16 protein-coding genes are annotated in these 22,233 nt (G+C 60.7%); 9 read left to right on the top strand and 7 right to left on the bottom strand.

Features of this window, described 5'->3' with window-relative positions; translation table 11 throughout:
• Positions 1 to 4: 4 nt before the first annotated feature.
• On the bottom strand, positions 5 to 1,354 hold the full coding sequence (gene pvdM, locus ACYZTY_RS18645; RefSeq protein WP_461954950.1) for a pyoverdine-tailoring dipeptidase-like protein PvdM: 1,350 nt from the start codon (positions 1,352 to 1,354) through the stop codon (positions 5 to 7).
• Positions 1,355 to 1,606: 252 nt separating this feature from the next.
• On the opposite strand from pvdM, the gene pvdP reads away from it, so the two are divergent.
• The gene (gene pvdP / locus ACYZTY_RS18640; protein ID WP_461954949.1) at positions 1,607 to 3,235 is read left to right on the top strand and encodes a pyoverdine maturation tyrosinase PvdP; all 1,629 of its coding nucleotides are present in this window, start codon (positions 1,607 to 1,609) and stop codon (positions 3,233 to 3,235) included.
• A gap of 114 nt (positions 3,236 to 3,349) precedes the next feature.
• Here pvdP and ACYZTY_RS18635 read toward each other — a convergent pair whose 3' ends face one another.
• Genes ACYZTY_RS18635 through ACYZTY_RS18625 form a run of 3 tightly spaced genes read right to left on the bottom strand, consistent with a single transcriptional unit; the run spans position 3,350 to position 7,898 of the window.
• Positions 3,350 to 4,744, bottom strand: a complete 1,395-nt coding sequence (locus tag ACYZTY_RS18635; RefSeq protein ID WP_461954948.1) for an efflux transporter outer membrane subunit — start codon at positions 4,742 to 4,744, stop codon at positions 3,350 to 3,352.
• A 7-nt stretch (positions 4,745 to 4,751) separates the two neighbouring features.
• On the bottom strand, positions 4,752 to 6,725 hold the full coding sequence (locus tag ACYZTY_RS18630; protein ID WP_461954947.1) for a MacB family efflux pump subunit: 1,974 nt from the start codon (positions 6,723 to 6,725) through the stop codon (positions 4,752 to 4,754).
• Positions 6,726 to 7,898 (bottom strand): efflux RND transporter periplasmic adaptor subunit, encoded by a 1,173-nt coding sequence (locus ACYZTY_RS18625; protein ID WP_461954946.1) that lies wholly within the window; start codon positions 7,896 to 7,898, stop codon positions 6,726 to 6,728.
• Positions 7,899 to 8,246: 348 nt separating this feature from the next.
• Between ACYZTY_RS18625 and ACYZTY_RS18620 the strand changes: the two genes are divergently transcribed.
• From ACYZTY_RS18620 to ACYZTY_RS18595, 6 genes are all read left to right on the top strand, one after another.
• Positions 8,247 to 8,729 carry a sigma-70 family RNA polymerase sigma factor gene (locus tag ACYZTY_RS18620; RefSeq protein ID WP_461954945.1) on the top strand — a complete coding sequence of 161 codons (483 nt, stop codon included), beginning with the start codon at positions 8,247 to 8,249 and terminating at the stop codon, positions 8,727 to 8,729.
• Positions 8,730 to 8,851: 122 nt separating this feature from the next.
• Positions 8,852 to 10,189 (top strand): lysine N(6)-hydroxylase/L-ornithine N(5)-oxygenase family protein, encoded by a 1,338-nt coding sequence (locus tag ACYZTY_RS18615; protein ID WP_461954944.1) that lies wholly within the window; start codon positions 8,852 to 8,854, stop codon positions 10,187 to 10,189.
• Between the two features lie 521 nt (positions 10,190 to 10,710).
• Positions 10,711 to 13,413 (top strand): magnesium-translocating P-type ATPase, encoded by a 2,703-nt coding sequence (gene mgtA, locus ACYZTY_RS18610; RefSeq protein ID WP_461954943.1) that lies wholly within the window; start codon positions 10,711 to 10,713, stop codon positions 13,411 to 13,413.
• A gap of 102 nt (positions 13,414 to 13,515) precedes the next feature.
• Complete coding sequence (locus ACYZTY_RS18605) at positions 13,516 to 13,926, top strand: response regulator (RefSeq protein WP_461954942.1); 411 nt, start codon at positions 13,516 to 13,518, stop codon at positions 13,924 to 13,926.
• 142 nt (positions 13,927 to 14,068) lie between these two features.
• The gene (locus ACYZTY_RS18600; RefSeq protein ID WP_461954941.1) at positions 14,069 to 14,689 is read left to right on the top strand and encodes a response regulator; all 621 of its coding nucleotides are present in this window, start codon (positions 14,069 to 14,071) and stop codon (positions 14,687 to 14,689) included.
• On the top strand, positions 14,690 to 17,914 hold the full coding sequence (locus ACYZTY_RS18595; RefSeq protein WP_461954940.1) for a response regulator: 3,225 nt from the start codon (positions 14,690 to 14,692) through the stop codon (positions 17,912 to 17,914). It begins immediately after the preceding gene.
• A 3-nt stretch (positions 17,915 to 17,917) separates the two neighbouring features.
• Here the strand turns inward: ACYZTY_RS18595 and dkgB are convergent, their stop codons facing one another.
• The 3 genes from dkgB to ACYZTY_RS18580 form a co-directional block, all read right to left on the bottom strand.
• Positions 17,918 to 18,721: a 2,5-didehydrogluconate reductase DkgB gene (dkgB, locus tag ACYZTY_RS18590; protein WP_461954939.1), complete on the bottom strand. Its 804-nt coding sequence runs from the start codon at positions 18,719 to 18,721 to the stop codon at positions 17,918 to 17,920.
• Between the two features lie 235 nt (positions 18,722 to 18,956).
• Positions 18,957 to 19,496, bottom strand: a complete 540-nt coding sequence (locus ACYZTY_RS18585; protein WP_461954938.1) for a PaaI family thioesterase — start codon at positions 19,494 to 19,496, stop codon at positions 18,957 to 18,959.
• A gap of 95 nt (positions 19,497 to 19,591) precedes the next feature.
• Positions 19,592 to 20,500: a LysR family transcriptional regulator gene (locus ACYZTY_RS18580; protein ID WP_461954937.1), complete on the bottom strand. Its 909-nt coding sequence runs from the start codon at positions 20,498 to 20,500 to the stop codon at positions 19,592 to 19,594.
• A 104-nt stretch (positions 20,501 to 20,604) separates the two neighbouring features.
• On the opposite strand from ACYZTY_RS18580, the gene ACYZTY_RS18575 reads away from it, so the two are divergent.
• Both ACYZTY_RS18575 and ycaC read left to right on the top strand, forming a co-directional pair.
• Positions 20,605 to 21,471: a pirin family protein gene (locus ACYZTY_RS18575; RefSeq protein ID WP_461954936.1), complete on the top strand. Its 867-nt coding sequence runs from the start codon at positions 20,605 to 20,607 to the stop codon at positions 21,469 to 21,471.
• Positions 21,472 to 21,598: 127 nt separating this feature from the next.
• A complete protein-coding gene (ycaC, locus tag ACYZTY_RS18570) occupies positions 21,599 to 22,225 on the top strand; it encodes an isochorismate family cysteine hydrolase YcaC (protein ID WP_461954935.1) in 627 nt (208 codons plus the stop codon).
• Positions 22,226 to 22,233 lie beyond the last annotated feature (8 nt).

The following is a 22,233-nucleotide window of genomic DNA, read 5'->3' as shown; positions in this document are numbered from 1 at the left end:
GGCATCAGTTTTTCGCCACCGGTCTGGACGACTTCTGCACCTGGTCCCAGACTCGCAGGAAATTCCCGCCCCAGAGCTTGGCGATATCGGCCTCGCTGTAGCCGCGACTGAGCAGCTCGGCCGTGACGTTGCGTGCTTCGCTGACATCCTTCCAGCCATCCAGACCGCCGCCGTCGTTGAAGTCGGAACTGATGCCGACGTGGTCGATACCGATTTTCTTCACCGCGTAGTCGATCGCGTCGCCGTAGTCCTTGAGGGTGGCTTTCGGCTCTTCGTCGACGATGGCGTAGAGCTGACTGGCGTACTCGCCGAAACGTTGTTCGGACCAGACGGTGATGATCGGGTCACCCGGCATCAACGCCATCTCCAGGCCTTGCAACGGTTGCAGGTCGAAGCGTGCGCGCAGGGCGTTGAGTTTGTCCTGCGTGGCCTGACTCAGCGGGCGGATGTAGGTCGGGAAGCCGACAATCTGCACCACGCCGCCGCTGTTTTTGATCAGCTGCATTTCCTGATCACTGAGGTTGCGCGGGATGTCCACCAATGCACGCGGTGCCGAATGCGAGGCGACCATCGGCGTGCGGCTCAACTGGGCGACCTGCTCCAAGGCCTTGGTCGACATCTGCGACACATCGATGATCACGCCCAGATCGTTGAGGCGATGCACGGCCTGCTTGCCGATCTCCGACAGACCACCGAGGGCGTCCCGCGAATCATTGAAGAACGGCAGCGGTCGGGACGAATCCGCCCAGGCATTGTTGCCCACGTAACTGAAACCAAACATGCGCATGCCGCGTGCGGCCCACGTGTCCAGGGCGTTCAGGTCGTTGCCCAGCGGATAGGCGTTGAGCATGCTCATGAAGATCGCGAACTTGCCTTCGCCGTGCAGGCGGCGGAAGTCGTCCGGGGTGTAGGCGATGGCGACCTGGTTGGGGAAGTCGCGAACCATCGTGCTGATGATTTTGTAGCGGGTTTCCTGTTCGAACCGGGCTTCGTCGACGAAACCGGCGGTGGGGCGATGCGGGGCGTTGGCGCCGTTCCAGATTTCCGGCCAGCCGAAAATCGTCAGGGCCGCGCCGGACAAGCGTCCACGGCCGGTCTTGACCAGGTCGAATTGCCCGGTGCCGTCCTTGTCCGCTTCATTGCCGGCGGTGCCGAAATCCAGCGGGACGGTGACGTGGCTGTCGAAGGAGAGGAGGCGCTCTTGCAGCTCATCGGCCTGTTTCATCACCTTGACCGGGTAACCGGGATTGTCCTTGAACCCGTAATCCCAGGCCGCAAAGCCTGCCCCGGCACTGATCGCCAGGGCCAGCGGCAGGCCGATGTAAAGAGCCTTTTTCGAACGTGGTTTTGTCATTGCCATCTCAGTCAGGTTCGCCGCCCCGGTGCGGGCGCAGGGGCCTTTGCTATCTGGGAAGAACGAGTGGCCCGGTTGGAAATTTAGTGGGGCTGATGGCCCCTTCGCGGGCAAGCCTCGCTCCTACAGGGATTCGCCGGAACATTGGAGACCTGTAGGAGCGAGGCTTGCCCGCGAAGCTCTTAAATTTGTAGAGGGAATAAACGTTCTAGCTTGGATAAAGCCTGCTTCATGGCTGACACAGGTAGGGCAATGACGATTTCTCGACGATGGTTCATGGCAGGCCTGGCGCTGACCGGCGCCGCCGTGCCTGCGGCTTTTTATGGGCATCGCGAATGGACGAAACCGGATCCGACGATCACCCCCGGCGAAGCTTCATTCGATGTGGCTGATGTCGCCGGCCAGCATTTGGCGAACACCTTGCGGGGCGTCTGGCAGATCCGTTTCGAAGGCCGCGACGCGGGTATCGAAGGTCTGCCACGGGACGGGCTGGAACTGTTTCTCGACGTCGGCCACAAAGGTCGCGGCTTGATCGGGTTCCTCGACACCCCCCAGCGTTTGCGTTCCAGTGACGAACCGCGCTACCGGGTGCTGGGTGATCTGGCGGAAGCCAAACCGGCTGAACTGAGCTGGCGGCTGGTCAGTGCCGACGCTGCCAACGGCACGCCGGATTATGAATTCAGCATGGCGCTGGATGAAGTCTGGGCCGGTTTCGGCAATGCCGGCAGCGGTACACTCAGCGGCCGGGTGTTGAACCTCGATCGCCCGCTGATGATGACCGCGCAGGACAATCGCTTTATCGCCGTCAAACGGGTTTTTCCCGAAGCCCGCGAGCGCGCCGGTCTGAATGCACCGCTGTTGGCCTGGTTGGTTTCCGCCGAGCATCGGTTGTTTCACCAGCTCTGGCATGCCTCGCGGGACAAATGGCACACCCTGTCCGAGGACAAGCGTAACGCTCTGCGTGGCATTGGCTGGCAGCCCGGTCCGCGGGACAAGGAGCGTGATGCCCGTGGCGCGCGCAAAGACCGCAACGGCTCGGGCGTGGACTTTTTCTTCATGCACCGGCACATGCTGGGCACGGCGCGTTCGATGCAGGATTTGCCGTCATGGCAGCACTTTCCGTTGCCGCAACCGGAACTGGCTCGTGATCGCATCGGCTTCGCCAATTACTGCGACAACCACGACGGCACCGCGTTGCCGCCGACCTGGCAGGCCGACGACGATGCCGAGTATTCGCAATGGGTCAGCGACATCAAGACCGCCGAGACTTACCACAGCAACTTCCAGGTCTGGGAGTCGCGCTACCGTGATCCGCGTTATCTGTCGAAACTCACCCTGGGGCAGTTCGGTTCTGAGGTCGAACTGGGGCTGCATGACTGGCTGCACATGCGTTGGGCTTCGGTGCCGCGTGATCCGTCCAATGGCCAGCCGGTGCCGTTTGCCCGGGATCCGGCAGACTTCTCCGCGCGCTGGTATGCGCCGGAAAACGATTTTCTCGGCGACCCGTTTTCCTCCCATGTGAACCCGGTGTTCTGGCATTTCCACGGCTGGATCGATGATCGCCTGGAAGACTGGTTCCGTGCGCACGAGCGCTTTCATCCGGGGGAGGTGAGTCGGCTGGAGGTCAACGGCGTGGCATGGTTTGCGCCGGGGCGTTGGGTTGAGGTGGATGATCCGTGGCTTGGGCCAAGCACCCATGGCTGCAGCACGACGCCGGGGTTGCAGACGGGCAAGTCGGTTGAGATGGACCCGGAAACCATGAAGCTGGCGCTGCGCATTACCTTTGGCGAAGACGAGAAGAAACTGGCGGACCTGTTCCGCAAAGTGCCGCAGCGGCCATGGTATGCGCGGCATTTGAAGGCCAAGCCGGTTACCACTTAAGCGGGTGATACCGCGTTATCGTTCTTCGCGGGCAAGCCTCGCTCCTACAAGGGCGTCATTTATCCCTGTAGAAGCGAGGCTTGCCCGCGAAGAGGCCCTCAATAACAGAGCAAATCACAAAACCTGCCACCCGCCACCCAACGCCTTGTACAGCGCAATACTCGCCTGCAGCCGCGACAACCGCAGTTGCACATTCAAATCCTGCGCCGCATACAGCGTGCGCTGGGTTTCCAGCACCGTCAGCAAATCCTCGGCCCCGGCCTGATAACGGCTTTGCGCAATATTGAATGCGGTCTGCGCCTGGTTCAGTTCTTCGCTTTGCCACTGGCGCTGTGCATCCAGTCCGCGAATGCTGTTGAGGGCTTTTTCCACGTCGGCGAAGCCATTGATGATCGCCCCGCGATACGTCTCCAGCAGTTCTTCCTGGCGGGCCGTGGCTTTATCGCGCTCGGCGCTCAAGCGACCATTGTTGAAGACCGGCGCAAGCAATCCGGCGGTGAGGTTGTAGAACGGATTGCGCAGCATGTCCGCCGCACGATCTGCCCCCGACCCCAGTTCGGCGCTCAACGTCACCTTCGGCAGCATCGCAGCACGGGCCACGGTGACGTCCGCTTTCGCGGCGGCCAGTTGCGCTTCGGCGCGGGCGATGTCCGGGCGGCGGGTGAGCAGTTCGCTGGGCGCGCCGGCCGCGATGGTCGGCCATGACAGCTGATCGAAGCGCTCCTGACCCAGCGCCAGCTCCTGAACCGGCCGGCCGAGCAGGGCGGCCAGACCGATCAAGGCGTCCTGGGCCTGCTGTTGCACCAGCGGCAATTGCCGTTGTTGCGCCGCCACCAGGCTCTTCTGCTGCGCCAGTTCCAGCGCTGTCGTAGAGCCCGAATCAAAACGCGTCTGCACCAGTTTCAACACGTTCTGCGCGTTCGCCAGGTTCAACTCGGCGATGCGGCTTTGCTCACGCAGCGACAAGGCCTGCGCGTAGGTATTGGCGACGCCGCTGAGCAGCGTCAATTCCACGGTCGCCTGATCGAACTCGCTGGCCTGCAAAGCGAATTGCGCGCTGTCACGGGAAGCCCGTTGACCGCCCCAGAAATCGATTTCGTAACTGGCGCTGAGGCTGGCGTTGAAGTAATCGACGGCGTTGTTGTCGCTGTCGGCATCGAGCTGGCTGTAGCCGTTGCCGCGCAGCAGTTTTTGCCGATTGGCGTTCAGGGCGGCCTTGACCTCGGGGAGCAGCGAACCACCGGCAACCACCGTTTCGGCTTGCGCCTGGCGCACCCGCGCGATGGCGGCGGCCAGGTCGTAACTGCCGACCCGCGCCTGTTCGATCAGCTGATCCAGCTGTGGGCTGCCGAACTGCGTCCACCATTGCAGGTTGCTGCGGGTGGCGCTTTGCGTGTGCGGCGATTGCCAGGAGGCGGGCGGCTGGATGCCGCTTTCCGGGCGCTGGGCGGGCGTGCCGCAGGCGCCGAGTAACAGGCAAAGGGTCAGTAAACTCAGTTGCGGCTTCATGGAGAGATCATTCACTGGTAAGGGCCGTGACCGGGTCGAGTCGGGCAGCTTTGCGGGCCGGCATGAAGCCGAAGACAACACCGGTGACCAGGGCGCAGCCGAAGGCGCCGAGCACCGCTATCAAAGAGAACGCGACGGCCACTTCGCTGAGGATCAGTACGCCGCCGACGATCAGCGCCAGGGCGATCCCGGCGAGGCCGCCGACCACCGAGAGCATCACCGCTTCCGTCAGAAACTGACGGAGGATGTCGCGCTGACGCGCGCCGGTGGCCATACGGATACCGATCTCCCGGGTTCGCTCGCGCACGGTCATCAGCATGATGTTCATCACGCCGATCCCGCCCACCAGCAGCGAAATCGCGGCAATCGAGCCCAGCATCAGCGACAGGGTGTTCTGCGTGCGCGCTTCGGCCTGAATCATCGCGGCGTTGTTGGTCAGTTCGAAATCCTTCTTGCCGTTGTGCAGGCGCAGCATCAATTGCTCGATGGCGATTTCGGTCTCTTTGACCTTGCGGGCGTCGGCGGCGGCGATGGCCACGTATTCGGGGTTGTGGGTGCCAAACAGCCGCACACTCGCGGCGGAATACGGGATGGCGATACGGTCGTCGCTGTCGGAGTCGCCGGAGCTGGCGCCTTTTTCCGCGAGCACACCGACCACCTGGAACGGCACGTTCTCGATCAGGATGTACTGGCCGATCGGGTTGGCCACGTCCTTTAGCAACTTGGTCCGTACCTTGTGGCCAATCACGGCGACTGCCGCTGCGTTGCGTTCATCGTCCTGAGTGAAATAGCTGCCTTGCACCACCGGCCAGTTGAAGATGGCCGGGAAATTGGTGTCGTTGCCGCCGACGTAGCTCACGTGGTCGAGGTTGCCGAAGCGCACCCCGGCTTCCTGGCCGTTGACCGGCATGATCCGCGTCACTTGCGGCAGGCTTCCCACCGCCGCGACGTCATCCAGGGTGACAATACCCTGCGGTGTTCGCGGGTTCGGTGATGAGCCGCCGAGGTAAATGATGTTGGAGCCGAAGGCTCCCATTTGCGCCATCACCTGACGCTTGCTGCCTTCGCCGACGGCGAGCATCACCACTACCGACGCCACGCCGATGATGATCCCGAGCAGCGTCAGTGCCGTGCGAAAGCGGTTGATCCACATCACCCGCCACGCCGCTTGTACGGCGTCGATCAGTTCGCCTTTCCACGCGCCATTGGCTTGCGCCCCTTCGCTCAGGCGCTTGCGCAGATCCACCGCTTGCAGCGCGCCGGGGTTGGCCGAGGTTTGCGCTTCAGGGTTGTCGTGGGCGCTGTCGCTGATGATCAGCCCGTCACGAATTTCGATGATGCGTTTGGCACGGGCCGCGACTTCGCGGTCGTGGGTGATGAGGATCACCACGTGGCCCTGGCTCGCCAGTTCGTCGAGCAGGGTCATCACCTCGGCGCCGCTGTGGCTGTCGAGGGCGCCGGTGGGTTCGTCGGCAAGGATGATGTGGCCGCCGTTCATCAAGGCGCGGGCAATCGACACCCGTTGTTGCTGGCCACCGGAGAGCTGATGCGGGCGGTTGCCGGTGCGCGAGGCCAGGCCGAGACGGTCGAGCAGGGCGGCGGCGCGGGCATGGCGTTCGGCCGCCGGTAAGCCTGCATAAATGGCCGGCATCTCGACGTTTTCCTGGGCCGAGCCGGACGGGATCAGGTGATAACCCTGGAACACAAAACCGAAGGCTTCACGGCGCAGCCAGGCCAGCTCATCGCTGTCGAGTGCGGCGACGTTTTGCCCGGCGAAGCGGTATTCGCCCGAGGTGGGGCGGTCGAGGCAACCGAGGATGTTCATCAGCGTCGACTTGCCGGAACCGGAGGCGCCGACAATCGCCACGAACTCTCCGGCATGGATCGACAGGTCGATACCGCGCAACACATGAACTTCCGGTGAGTCGCCGCCGCCGTAGGCTTTGCGAATGTCCTGAAGATCGATCAGAGGCGTCTGCATTCAGCCGCCACTCCCGTCGGCCGGGCCGATCAGCAGGTGATCGCCTTCCTGCAAACCGTCGAGGATCTGCACCCGCAGACGATCGCTGATGCCGGTGCGCACGTCGCGTTGCTGGATGCTGCCGTTTTTGGCGACGACCTGGGCAATTTGCCTATTGGCTTCTGTGCCGACCTGCAACGCCGCGATGGGCGCGGTGAGGGTGTTTTTCGCCTGATCCGAAACGAAGAACACCTGGGTGGTCATTTCCGCCATCAACGCGTTGTCGGCGTTATCGACGTCCAGCAACACCGTATACAGCACCACGCGCGCACTGCCACTTTTGCTCGAACTGGCGGGGCTGCCGCCACCCTGGCTGGTCTGGTCCAGCGGCTTGGGCGGCACCGGCAGAATCTGCCGCACGGTGCTGCTCCAGCGCCGGTTGCCACCGCTGAGGGTGGTGAACCACGCAGTCATGCCGGGTTTGACGTGGCCGATGTCGGCTTCCGAGACTTCGGCCCACACCGTCATCGGCGACAAATTGGCGATGCGCAGAATCAAGGGTGTTTGCTGCTGGGCGTTGAGGGTCTGGCCGACCCGGGCGTCGAGGGCAACCACGGTGCCGGCCATCGGTGCGTAAATCCGCGTGTAACCGAGTTCGGCCTGATCGCTGCGCAGGCTGGCCTGGGCCTGGCGGATCTGCGCCTGGAACATGTCGATGCGGGCCTGGGTGGCGCGCAGCTCGGCCTGGGCGGTTTGCACGTCTTCTTCGCGGGTTGCGCCGCCGGCCTTGAGGTTCTGCTGGCGCTGGAATTTCTGCCGGGCCAGTTCGTGCAGTGCCCGTTGTTCCTGAAGCTGCGCCTTGAGGTTCTCGATGGAGAACCGTCCGGCGTCGAGTTTGGCCTGCTGGGTGGACGGGTCGATCTCGACCAGCAGTTGGCCTTCCTTGACCACGTCGCCGACTTCCACGTGGATCTTCTGGATCTGCCCGGACGCTTGGGCGCCGACGTCCACATAACGCCGGGGTTGCAGGGTGCCCAGCGCGGTGACGCTGCTTTCAATGTCACCACGGCTGACTTGCACGGTGGCGAATTTGTCCCGGCCAGGCGGGATTACTTGCCAGGCGGCAATGGCGATAACGGGGATCAGACAAAGTGCTACAAGCAGGGCGCGTCGGGTTTGTCGGGGACGTTTCATGCAGGGTTCCGGCCAATGGGTATCGGCCCGTCGTTCAACCTGCGCACATAAACCGGCGACAGCCGAACGCTGTCGGGGGGGCCGACAGACACGGGGAGCTGTCCTGTAAACGAGGAAAGTAGCGGGGAATTTAGGTGCGGACACAGGTCGATACAAACTGAGAGCAATCCCCTCGCCGCAGGGTGTAGCACATGACTATTTATCGGGTAAGTCAAACCAGTACTTTAAATCTATATGAGAATTACTATAAATTACGCGGCTTGAACTGCCACCATCTTGCCACTGCCTATTTCGGCGGTCGCCGAGGTGGCTCAAGGACAGAAACCGCACCCTGTGCGGCCGGGAGTCATGTTGGAAAACTACTATCGCGAGCTGGTGTGTTTCCTGAACGCCAAGCTAGGCAACCGTCAGGTGGCCGAAGATGTGGTGCATGACGCTTATCTGCGGGTGCTGGAGCGTTCCAGTGACACACCGATCGAGCAGCCCCGGGCATTCCTTTATCGCACCGCGCTGAACCTGGTGATCGACGATCATCGGCGCAATGCCTTGCGCCAGGTCGAATCGCTGGACGTGCTCGACAACGAAGAGCGCTACTTCACGCCATCCCCGCACAACTGCCTCGACCACGGCCAGCGCCTTGAGATGCTCCAGCGTGCCTTGTCGGAATTGCCCCGGCTGTGTCGCGAAAGTTTTTTGCTGCGCAAGATCGATGGCCTGTCGCACCCCGAAATTGCTGAACAACTTGGCATCTCGCGCGCGCTGGTAGAGAAGCACATCGTCAATGCCATGAAACATTGCCGCGTGCGGATGCGGCAGTGGGACGCCCATTGATCCCTTCTCTCTAAATTTTTTTTCATTGTCCTCGTTCCTACTCAACAGACGACCTGCTGTCCTGCATCAGGTCACTTAGGCTTATTCCCCTTGTTGAGGGGTTCATCCAGAGGACACTGGAAATGACACAGGCAATTGCATCGCCCATCGTTCACGACCTGATCGGCGTCGGTTTCGGCCCTTCGAACCTGGCGCTGGCCATCGCTCTCCAAGAGCGCGGGCCGAACCAGGGCGAGCTGGATGTACTGTTTCTCGACAAGCAGGCCAACTACAGCTGGCACGGCAATACCCTGTCGACTCAGAGCGAGCTGCAGATTTCCTTCCTCAAAGACCTGGTGACCCTGCGCAATCCGACCAGCCCGTATTCGTTCGTCAACTACCTCAAGCATCACGGTCGTCTGGTGGACTTCATCAACCTCGGCACGTTCTATCCTTGCCGCATGGAGTACAACGACTACCTGCGCTGGGTCGCCGACCAGTTTGAAGCCCAGAGCCGCTACGGCGAAGAAGTGCTGATCATCGAGCCGGTGCTGCACAACCAGCAGGTCGAGGCGCTGCGGGTCATTTCTCGCGACTCCATGGGGCATCAACACGTGCGCACCACTCGCTCAGTAGTGGTCAGCACCGGCGGTACGCCGCGCATTCCCGAAGCCTTCAAGGCGCTGAAGGATGACGGACGCGTGTTCCACCACTCGCAGTACCTGGCGCAGATGGCCAAGCAGCCTTGCGTGAACAATCAGCCGATGAGCATCGCGATCATCGGTGGCGGCCAAAGCGCGGCGGAGGCCTTCATCGATTTGAACGACAGCTTCCCGTCGGTGCAGGTGGACATGATCTTGCGTGGCTCGGCGCTGAAGCCGGCGGATGACAGCCCGTTCGTCAACGAAGTGTTCTCGCCGGAGTTCACCGACCTGGTGTTCCAGCAGGCGAGCAGCGAGCGCGAACGTCTGGTCAACGAGTACCACAACACCAATTATTCGGTGGTGGACATCGACCTGATCGAACGCATCTACGGCATCTTCTATCGCCAGAAAGTCTCGGGCATCGCGCGCCATGCATTCCGTACCCTGACCACCATCGAAAAAGCCACCGCCACCGAGCGCGGTATCGAACTGGCCGTGCGCAACAATGCCACCGGTGAAGTCACGGTTCGTCTCTACGACGCCGTGGTCCTGGCCACCGGTTACGAACGCCAGATGCACCGCAAACTGCTGGCGCCGCTGGAGCAATACCTGGGTGATTTCGAGGTGGATCGTAACTACAAGCTGATCACCGACGAGCGCTGCAAGGCCGGCATCTATATGCAGGGCTTCTGCCAGGCGAGCCATGGTTTGAGCGACACGCTGTTGTCGATCCTGCCGATTCGCGCGGATGAGATTGCCGGGTCGTTGTATGACCATGGCAAATCGCGCGGGCATGGTCGTACGGTGATGGATCTGCTGTTGGCAACTGCCAGCTGAGATTTATAGCGTCTGTCAAGCCGCCTTCGCGAGCAGGCTCGCTCCTACAGTGGATCTTCAGTGAACACAAATTTTGTGTAAGACAGAGATCAAATGTAGGAGCGAGCCTGCTCGCGATGAGGCCCTAAAGAACAGCACAAAACTTGAAAGCTGAACCCTTCCTGAAGAACTCTGCAATTCCCCCACCACCCACCGTTCCTTCGTTTACTCTCCAGAAATCGGGGCGTAAGCTTCGCGCGTTTTCATCAATAGCGGAGACCCTCAGTGGGTACTTGTTCGAGTGACAGTAGTCGGCCGGTTTCGATAACCGGCACCTTCCCGGCAAGATAACGCGCAGCCTGTCGTGCCGTTGTCTCGCCTGATAGCGAGCAGCGGAATCCTGATCGCGGCCACACCTGGGCCGTGTCGCGAAACCCCTCTCATCGACGCTTGACCGTGTGTGATGTTCGACGTTCCTGTCGTCATCGCAGCGACTCGACACGCCTGCTCGAAGGTTTCCCGGCTGACCCTGGGGCAACGCCATGAACCTTATCCTGCTCAAAGAGTTCTTCGCTGGATTCCTGCGCACCCGTCACATCGGCCGGCACTTTCGCCGACTGGCGCTGCTGGAAAGCTTTACCGACACCACGGTCAGCCGCGAAGTGCCGCCGACGCTGGCGCAAACCCTGGTCACCGCCGCCAACAGCGACACCGGCCCATTGCTGAAAAAACTCGGCAGCCACACCGACGGCTTGAGTGAAGTGGAAGCCGACACCCTGCGCGAGCAATTCGGCCTCAACGAAGTCGAGCATGAGCAGCCACTGCCGTGGTGGACGCATCTGTGGCACTGCTACAAAAACCCCTTCAACCTGCTGCTGACGTTGCTCGCGGTGATCTCCTGGCTGACGGAGGACATGAAAGCCGCCATCGTGATTTTCTCGATGGTGGTGCTCTCGACCTTGCTGCGCTTCTGGCAGGAAACCAAATCCAACCAGGCCGCCGACGCGCTCAAGGCGATGGTCAGCAACACCGCCACGGTGATGCGCCGGGATGCGCCACGTACTGAGTTGCCGATCAAGCAATTGGTGCCGGGAGATCTGATTGTGCTGTCAGCCGGTGACATGATCCCCGCCGATTGCCGGGTGCTCAGCGCCAAGGATCTGTTCGTCAGCCAGGCGGCGATGACCGGCGAATCGATGCCGGTGGAGAAATTCCCGCGCCAGCAGAACAGCGATACCCGCAATCCGCTGGACCTCGAGAACATCCTGTTCATGGGCACCAACGTGGTGTCCGGCACGGCGATGGCGGTGATTCTCACCACCGGCAATAACACCTATTTCGGCGCCCTGGCCCAGCGGGTCGGCGCCACCGATCGCGCACCGACCTCGTTCCAGACCGGGGTCAACAAAGTCAGCTGGCTGTTGATCCGCTTCATGTTTGTCATGGCGCCGCTGGTGCTGTTCATCAACGGCTTCACCAAAGGCGACTGGACCCAGGCGTTGCTGTTCGCGCTGTCGATTGCCGTGGGCCTGACCCCGGAAATGCTGCCGATGATTGTCACCTCGACCCTGGCCAAAGGCGCGGTGTTTCTGTCGCGTAAAAAAGTCATCGTCAAACGCCTCGACGCGATCCAGAACTTCGGCGCTATGGACGTGCTGTGCACTGACAAGACCGGCACCCTGACCCAGGACAAAATCTTCCTCGCGCGCAATGTCGACGTCTGGGGCAACGACTCCGACGACGTGCTGGAAATGGCCTACCTCAACAGCTACTACCAGACCGGCCTGAAAAACCTGCTGGACGTGGCGGTGCTGGAACACGTGGAAATCCACCGTGAACTGAAGGTCGGCACGGCATTTCGCAAGGTCGATGAAATTCCGTTCGACTTCACCCGCCGACGCATGTCGGTGGTGGTTGCCCGGCACGATCAGCCGCATTTGCTGATTTGCAAAGGCGCGGTGGAGGAAGTACTGGCGGTCTGCACGCGGGTGCGCCACGGCGTGGTTGACGAAGCACTGACCGATGAGCTGCTGGCGCGGATTCGCCAGGTCACTGCCGCCTTCAATGCTGAGGGCCTGCGAGTGGTCGCCGTCGCCGCGCGACCCATGATCGAAGGCCGGGACACCTACAGCCTGGCGGATGAACAGGAACTGACGCTGATCGGTTATGTCGCCTTCCTCGATCCTCCGAAAGAAAGCACCGCCCCGGCCCTGAAGGCGCTGGCCGATCATGGCGTCGCGGTGAAAGTGCTGACCGGTGACAACGAACTGGTGACCGCGAAGATCTGCCGCGAAGTCGGCCTGGAGCAACAAGGCCTGCTGATGGGCCACGACATCGAGCGCATGAGCGATGCGCAACTGGCGGTCGCGGTCGAGACCACCAACGTCTTTGCCAGGCTCACGCCGACGCACAAGGAGCGCATCGTGCGGTTGCTCAAAGGCAACGGCCACGTGGTCGGCTTCATGGGCGACGGCATCAACGACGCTCCCGCGCTGCGCACCGCCGACATCGGTATTTCGGTGGACAGCGCGGTGGACATCGCCAAGGAAGCGGCCGATATCATCCTCCTGGAAAAGAGCCTGATGGTGCTGGAGGAGGGCGTGCTGGAAGGGCGCCGGACCTTCGCCAACATGCTCAAGTACATCAAGATGACCGCCAGCTCGAACTTCGGCAACGTGTTCTCGGTGCTGGTGGCCAGCGCATTCATCCCGTTCCTGCCGATGCTGCCGATGCACCTGCTGGTGCAAAACCTGCTCTACGACATTTCGCAGATTGCCATCCCGTTCGATAACGTCGACGAAGAAATGCTCAGCAAGCCGCAGCGTTGGCAGCCAGCGGATGTCGGGCGCTTCATGCTGTTTTTCGGCCCGATCAGCTCGATCTTCGACATCACCACGTTTGCCCTGATGTGGTACGTGTTCGACGCCAACACCCCGGACCATCAAACCCTGTTCCAGTCCGGCTGGTTCGTGGTCGGGCTGCTGACCCAGACGTTGATCGTGCACATGATCCGCACACCGAAAATCCCGTTTCTGCAAAGCCGTGCGGCGATGCCGTTGATGGTCATGACCGGGATCATCATGGCGGTCGGCATCTTCCTGCCGATGGGGCCGTTGGCGCACTACTTCAAATTGCAGGCGCTGCCGTCGCTGTATTTCGTGTTCTTGCCGGTGATTCTGCTGGCGTACATGGGGCTGACTCAAGCGGTGAAGGGATTCTACATTCGGCGGTTTGGATGGCAGTAATTGGCGGAATCTGCAGTCATTTAGGAAAAGTCCTACAGAAACCTCTGCGCGCCTCCCGTAGCCTCGCCGCATCAAAAACCAGCCATGACCCAAGAGGCTACGATGCCGAATAAAGCCTTACGCATCCTGATCGCCGACGAGCAGCACTTTCACCGGATGATCATCGAGCGGTTGTTCAATCAACTCGACTATTACCGGGTGGCGCCGGTGCAGGGGCTGGCACCCATGCTGACCCTGATCGAGTACGGTTGCGAGCCGTTCGACCTGGTGGTCGTCAATGCCGCGCTGGCGGCAGGCGAACTGGATGTGCTCGGGTACTTCCTCGATAACCGGCAGGTTCGCCATGCGCTGATTTTCGACGGACAACGGGCGCAGTTGCCGGCGATCCCGGTCTGCGAGCAACAGAAGATTCAGGTGAGCCACGCAACGCTGCCTGATCTGTTGTGCATCCAGCGGCTGATGACGATCATCGATCCATCACCGCAGGAGCGCGATCAGCGGTACGCCGGGTGATTGCGGTTTACCGTTCGTCGGAACTGTCATTTCTTACAGGTAGATTCTGCCTTTCCTCCATGCAAGAGTCTTGGCGCAGCCGTTGTGTCTGCCCCGGCGTCATCCCGTGGGCATTCGTTGAGTTTTTGCACAGGGAGTTGTCATGAGGTCAGTGCTGCTTGTGGACGATCATCCGGTGATTCGCGCCGCAGTCAAACTTGTACTTGAGCGAGAAGGTTTCAAACGGACTTATGAGGCGGCAAGCGTTGGTGAGGCGTTGACGATACTCCGTGAGTATGCCGTCGATCTGGTCATTCTGGATCTGGTGTTGCTCGGCGGCAACGGGCTGGATGTGTTGGATCGAATCAAGATCAATGGGTGGATGTGTGTGGTGCTGGTGTTCACTTCACTGGACCCGCTGTTTTTTCAGGAGCGCTGCATGCGCGCCGGGGCCTTGGGATATGTCTCCAAGACCAATGATCTGAGCCATTTGCACAAAGCGGTGCAAGCCGTCATGGCGCGCTATACCTATTTCTCGCAGCTACCCACCGGTCCGCTGGACATGCTGCAACACAGCGAAAAGCAGATGATCGACAAACTCTCAAACCGCGAACTGACCATCCTGCAGTACCTGGCCCGGGGCATTAAAAACAAAGAGATCGCAGTGCTCATGCACCTGAGCCACAAGACTGTCAGCACCTACAAGACTCGTTTGATCGAAAAGCTCGGACTGAGCTCGGCCGTGCACGTGCGCGATTTCGCCATACGCAATCACCTGATCTGAGTGCGCCCGACCGTGCGTATCTTGCTGCTGATCCTGATGGTGTGCCTCGTTCCGCCGGTGTTGGTTTCGGTGGCCGGCGAGCCTGAGCGCTTGCAGCTGCTGGGGCGTTCCAAAGTGGAGGGTTACGAGGTCCATCTGGAGAAACGGGACCGCCAATGGCTGCGCAACACGCGTGTGTTGCGCCTCGGGGTGAGCGGACCGGACTACCCGCCGTTCGAGGTGACGCGCAATCACGACGAGCTGGAAGGCATCACCGCCGATTACGCTGCGCTGGTCGCGCAACTGCTGAGCGTGCAGATCGAGGTGCTGCGTTATGTCACGCGTGAAGCGGCCATGGAGGCCCTTAAATACGGCGAGCTCGATGTGCTCGCGACCTCGAACAACTTTGAGCTGGCCGACCCCGAGCTGATCCTGTCCAGTGCGTATGCTGAAGATCAGCCGATGCTGGTCACCCGTCTGGACGAGCGCATGCCAGTGGATCTGGCGGGCAAGCGCATTGCCATGGCCGATGACTATCTGCCGGCGCAAACCGTTAAATCGTTCTATCCCGAGGCCAGCCTGCAACGTTATCCGTCGGCGCTAGATGCGCTCGGGGCGGTAGCGTATGGGCAGGATGACGTGTACCTCGGGGACTTCATCAGCGCTAATTACCTGATCAACAACAACTACCTCAATGACATTCAGATGATCGGGCCGGCCGGCCTCGACGCTAACCCGTTTGGCTTCGCACTGGCTCGGGACAACCTGCCACTCAAGGAACTCATCGACAAGGCGCTGGCGGCGATCCCAATGGATCAGCGCTCAATCATCGAGCAGCGCTGGAGCGCCGGCAGGGCCAAAGTGGCGGGACAGCAGCGCGTGAGTCTGAGTGAGAGTGAACAGCGCTGGCTGGATCAGCATCCAATGGTGAAGGTGGGCGTCGTCGGGGACTTTGCGCCGTTGACGTTCTACGATGCCGAGGGTCGATTCAGTGGGGTGACGGCGCAATTGCTGACGCTGATCAGCCAGCGCAGCGGTTTGAACTTTAATGTGTTGCGAGGGCAAACCCTGGACCAGCAAATCCAGCGACTCAGAGCCGGCGAAATCAAGGTTTTGCCCGCCATCATCCCCATGACCAAAGACGTCGCCGGATTGCACTTTACCCGGTCCTATATGGCCCATCCGTACACACTGGTCAGTGCAACAACCCCCGGTAGCCCGACGACGCTGGACGATCTGGCCGGCAAACGCCTGGCGATTTATCCCCGTCATCCGATGCGCGCGTTTATTCAGGCGCGGGCGCCGCAGGTGCAGATGGTAGATGTACAAAACCCGGCCGAAGGTCTGGAGCTGGTGGCGAAGGGACAGGCCGATGCCGCGCTCAGTTCATTGTTCATGACCCGTTACCTGATTGCCCGGTATTACCAGGGGCGTTTACGGATCAGCAGCACCGTGGGCGATGAACCGGCGCGCATCGCCATGGCAACCGGCCGTGATGAACCGGAGTTGCACTCGATATTGAACAAGGCGTTGCTGAGCATTTCACCCGAAGAAATGGACGATCTGATCGCTCGCTGGAGCAATGATGTGGTGGTCGATGACAGTTATTGGCTGCGTCATCGCCAAGGCATTTTGCAGGGGTTTGCCGCGGCCGGGGTTTTGTTGTTGCTGGCCCTTGGCTGGATCGCCTGGCAGCGTCGGCAGATTCGCCAGCGCCAGCAGTGGATGCAGCAGTTACAGGAGGCCAAGGATGCGGCGGACGATGCCAACCGTGCCAAAACCACGTTTCTGGCGACCATGAGCCATGAAATCCGCACACCGATCAATGCCCTGATCGGCTTTCTGGAAATGGCCTGGAAGCGCGCGGAAGTGGGCGTCGCCGATCGCAGCTCCCTCGAAGTCGCCTCCACGGCAGCTCAACAGTTGCTGGCATTGATCGGCGACATTCTGGACATCGCGCGTATTGAGTCCGGGCATTTATCGCTGACCCCCGAACGCGTCAATCTGCGTGATCTGGTGGCGTCGGTTTGCCGGGTCTTTGAAGGACTCGCCCTGGAAAAGCACTTGGCGTGGCGCGTCGATCTGGACCCGCGCAGTGATCGTGAGGTGTTGATCGACCCCACACGCTTCAAGCAAGTGCTGTCCAATCTGTTGAGCAATGCAATCAAGTTTACCCGCGAAGGCGAAGTGAGCCTGACGCTGCGGGTCATACCCGGTATATCGGGGCATCTGCTGGTGAATGTGCTTATTCAAGACACTGGCATTGGCATCAGTGGGGCCGACCAGCAGCGGTTGTTCAGTCCGTTCGTACAGGCCGGTAACAGCCAGCAATCCGCGCGCAAGGGTTCCGGACTGGGGTTGGTGATCAGCCGCACGTTGTGCGAAATGATGGGCGGACGGCTGGTGCTGCGTAGCGTCCTCGGACAGGGTTCGCAGGTGGAGATCAGCCTGTCGCTGATCGCGTTGAAACCGCTGCCTGCCGATGAATCGGTGAACAGGGTGGGGGGGCAGGTTTCCACGAGGTCCCTGACTGTTCTGGTGGTTGACGATTACCCGGCCAATCGGCTGTTGCTCTCAAGTCAGCTGAGCTATCTGGGGCATCACGTGATGGAGGCCGAGGATGGCGAGAAAGGGCTGGAACTGTGGCGAGCACACGAGTTTGATGTGGTCATCACTGACTGCAATATGCCAAAGCTCAACGGTTATGAATTAACCGGCGCAATACGCGATGAAGAGCGCGCGCAAGGCCTGCCGTCAACGCCGATTCTGGGTTTTACCGCCAATGCGCAGCCTGAGGAAAAGGTCCTGTGCCTGGAAGCGGGTATGGACGACTGCCTGTTCAAACCCATTCGGCTGGCGGATCTGAGTGCGTGGTTGGCTGACCGGTTTGTAGAGACAACGAGCGAACAACCCTCATCGTCAGAGCTCGACTTGAGCGAGCTGGAGAAATACGTCGGTGAAGACCGGACGTTGATCAATCAACTGCTGCGCGAACTGGCAGTGACCAATCGGGATGACCGTGAAAGTCTGCTTCAAGCACACACCGACAACAATCGCCCCGGTCTGCAAGAACTGGCGCACCGCATCAAGGGCGGTGCGCGCATGGTTCGGGCGCAGCGGCTTATCGAGTGTTGTGTGGCGCTGGAGCGTGCTTGCGCAGAGGGGCGCGCGGCATTGATCGACGAAGCCGTCGATCAATTGCAGCACGCCATGCAACTTCTCGATCATAGTCTTGAGCAGGGCTGACGCTTAATCCCAGTGCGGCGCTATGCCTTTGGGGCTGGTCAATCGATGGCCGCGCTCCAGGCTTGCGATCAACGCCATGTCGGCGTCGCTCAATTGCAGGGCACACGCTTGCAAATTGCTTTGCAGGTTGGCGCGTTTGGTGGAGGAGGGGATGACCGCGTAACCCAGCTGCATGGCCCAGGCCAGTGTGACTTGGGCCGGGGTTGCCTGAAGACGATCGGCGATTTGCTGGATGACCGGGTCTTTCAACACCTCGCCATAGGCCAGGGTCATGTAGGAGGTGATCTGGATGCCCTGTTGCTGGGCAAACTCTACGACCTTGCGGTTTTGCAGGTACGGGTGCAGCTCGATCTGGTGGGTGGCGATGTTCTCGGCACCGACCGCCGCAATTGCCTTTTGCATCAGGGCGACCGTGAAGTTGGAGACGCCAATGTGCCGGGTCAGGCCCCGTCGTTTGGCTTCGAGCAAGGCGCCCATGAACTCCTCGACCGGCACCTGATCTTCCGGGGACGGCCAGTGGATCAGCGTCAGGTCCAGGTAGTCGGTCTGCAGTTTGCGCAGGCTCTCTTTGAGGCTGTCGATCAACCGGTCTTTGGCTAAGTTGGCGACCCAGATTTTGCTGGTGATAAACAGCTCATCACGGGCGATACCGCTGGCGGCGATGGCCTCGCCGACCTCGGCTTCGTTTTCGTAGATTTGCGCGGTGTCGATCACCCGGTAGCCCAGCGCGAGGCCGGTGCTCACCGAATCGATGACCACCTGGCCTTGCAAGCGAAAGGTACCGAGACCGAATGCGGGAATAGACATCAATGACTCCAGGCTTTGCAGTGGGAATGGACAGGAGTATCCCCGGCTGCCTCCCTGGGAAAAACCGCTGGATGGGCAAAGCAATGTTTACCGCAAGTCATGAATCGGTGGGCGGTCTCTGACATGTGTGGTGTTTCATCTGGCGCCTTCGCGGGCAAGCCTCGCTCCTACAGGAATTTGCTGGATTTTGTAGGAGCGAGGCTTGCCCGCGAAGGCCGCGCCTCGGTCCGGGAACTTACCCCCGAGCCTCAAGAATCATGCAAGTGGTCGACCCGGTCGCATACAACCGCCCATCCACATCATAAATCCGCCCCTCGGCCAGCGCGGTGGAACGGCCCAGATGCACGATTTTGCCCTCGGCCCGAACCGGTCCGCTGGCACCGGTCAATGCGCGGACGTAGCTGATGCGCAAGTCCAGCGTCGTATACCCCTGGCCCTTCTTCAGCTGCGTGTGAATCGCGCAGCCCATGCACGAATCCAGCAAGGTCGCCGCATAGCCGCCATGCACGCTGCCCAGCGGGTTGTAATGCCGCGAATCCGGCGTGCCCTGGAAAATGAACAGCCCGGCCGACCATTCGATCGGGATGAAATCCATCAAGGCGCCGATGGGCGGTGAAGGCAGTACACCGTCGCCAATCCCCTCGAAAAACTCGGCGGGCGACAGCGCACTGACCTCGGCCATGGACAAGCTGCCCGGCTCGGCCAGACGCGAGCGCATGGCCTGTTCCTGGGCGATCCATTGGGCGAGAGTGGCGTCGCGGTTGGGGCTTTGCATGATGATGTCCTCAGGCGGGAGCGAATATTATGTTTGTAATCCGGATCGATATTATGTCCGAAATAAAAACTCCGCCAGCCCCGTGTGTCGAGTCCTCAAGCGATATCGCTGTGGCTGAACTCCTCGCCTAAAAAGTCGATCAACGCTCTGACCGAGGGCAGCAGCCCGCGACGTGACGGAAAGATCGCGTGCACGATTCCGCATTTCGGCGCCCACCCCGGCACCAGTTCAACCAATCGCCCGGCGGCTATGTCATCGCGCACCACCACGGTTGGCAAGTGCACAACGCCGATCCCGGCGAGCACGGCATGGCGCAAGGCCAACAGGTCATCAGTGACCATGCGCGGTGCGTGTCGAATCATCGCGCTGGCACCGTCCGCGCCGAACAATTCCCACTGATATTCACGCTGCGCTGCACCCCAGTGCAGGCTTGGCAAACCGCTGAGGTCGGCCGGGGAGGCGGGTGACGACAAGCGTTCGCGAAAGGCCGGGCTGCCCACCAGACTCTGCGTACTGTTGCCCAGCACCTTCATCACCATGTCGGTGTTTTCCAGCGGCGGAAAGCGCACCCGCAGGGCGATGTCGAATCCCTCGTGGATCAGGTCGACCCGGCGGTTGGTGCTCTCGATGAACAACTCCACCAACGGGTACTTGAGCATGTAGCGGGTCAACATCGGCCCCACCCAGGAGTTGAGCAGCGCCGTCGGGCAACTGATGCGCACCAGCCCTTGTGGCTCGGAGCGATTGCGTTCGATGAGTTCGGCGGCGCTTTCCGCCTCCACGCGCATGGCCAGGCAGCGCTGGTAGTACGCCTGGCCGATTTCAGTCAGCGAACAATGCCGGCTGGTGCGGTGCAACAGGCGTACACCGAGGCGCTCCTCAAGCTCGGCAATGCGCCGGCTGAGCTTGGATTTGGGCATGTCCAACGCCCGCCCTGCCGGGGCGAAACCGCCGTGTTCCACCACTTGGGTGAAGTAGTACAGGGTGTTGAGGTCTTCCACCATCGTTCTCCAGATAGAACGCTAAGGCTGATTTTTGCAGTCTAGTGCATCAAAGGCTGCGGTTTTAAGCTTTGTCCATCGCGTCAAACAACGAATTTGGAGGCAGGATGAAAAACATCATCGGTATCTACACCAGCCCACGGACCCACTGGGTCGGCGACGGTTTTCCGGTTCGTACGCTGTTTTCCTACGACAACCTGGGTAAACACATCAGCCCGTTTTTGCTGCTCGATCATGCAGGCCCCGCCGAATTCACCCCGACTACCGAACGTCGTGGCGTTGGTCAGCATCCGCACCGCGGGTTCGAAACCGTGACTATCGTTTACAAGGGCGAACTGGAGCACCGCGACTCCACCGGCAGCGGCGGCAAGATTGGCCCTGGCGATGTGCAATGGATGACCGCGGCCTCGGGGATTCTCCATGAGGAATTCCACTCTGAAGGGTTCGCCAAGAGCGGCGGCACCCTGGAAATGGTTCAGCTGTGGGTCAACCTGCCGGCTCGGGACAAGATGGCCGATGCCGGTTACCAGACGATTCTCGATGGCGACATCCCGAGTATCCCGCTCAAGGACAAGGCCGGCAGCCTGCGTCTGATCGCTGGCGAATTTGATGGCCACACCGGTCCGGCGCGCACCTTCACGCCGATCGACGTCTGGGATCTGCGCCTCAACGGCGGCAAGTCGTTGATCCTTGATCTGCACGAAGGTCGTAACACTGCGCTGGTAGTGCTGCGCGGCACGGTTCAGGTCAACGGCCAGGAACTGGTGCGCGAAGGGCAGTTGGCGTTGTTCGAACGCGACGGCCATCAGCTCAGCCTGGAAGCCAATAACGACGCGGTGGTGTTGCTGCTCAGCGGCGAGCCTATCGACGAACCGATTGTCGGGCACGGCCCGTTCGTAATGAACAGCGAGCAAGAGATTCATCAGGCCTTTGCTGACTTCCAGTCCGGACGGTTCGGTCGGATGAGCGATTGAACAAATTGTTGTACTGCGCTGGCGTGCAGGACCTGGGGGACTACCCTTGTCTGACCGCGTTTTAACCGACATCAGGATTCATTCAAGCCGGCCCGTTCGGCATCGATAAAAAGCGAGGATTACTCCCATGACTACTTCTTACAAACGTCTCGACAAGGATAACGCCGCCGTTCTGTTGGTGGATCATCAAGCGGGCCTGCTTTCTCTGGTGCGCGACATCGAGCCCGACCGTTTCAAAAACAACGTGCTGGCCCTGGCTGACCTGGCCAAGTACTTCAAGTTGCCGACCATCCTCACCACCAGTTTCGAAACCGGCCCGAACGGCCCGCTGGTGCCTGAACTCAAGGCGCTGTTCCCGGACGCGCCTTACATTGCCCGTCCCGGTCAGATCAATGCCTGGGACAACGAAGACTTCGTCAAGGCGATCAAGGCGACCGGCAAGAAACAGCTGATTATCGCTGGCGTGGTGACCGAGGTGTGCGTGGCCTTCCCGGCGCTGTCGGCCCTGGCTGAAGGCTTCGACGTGTTCGTGGTGACCGACGCTTCCGGCACCTTCAACGAACTGACCCGTCAATCGGCCTGGGACCGCATGTCGTCCTCCGGCGCGCAATTGATGACCTGGTTCGGCCTGGCCTGTGAGCTGCATCGCGACTGGCGCAACGACGTGGAAGGCTTGGGCACCTTGTTCTCCAACCACATCCCGGACTACCGCAACCTGTTTACCAGCTACAACGCCTTGACCGACAGCAAGTAATCACTGAC

The organism is Pseudomonas sp. LB1P83 (assembly GCF_054897885.1).
This window is presented reverse-complemented; position numbering and strand designations above follow the sequence as displayed.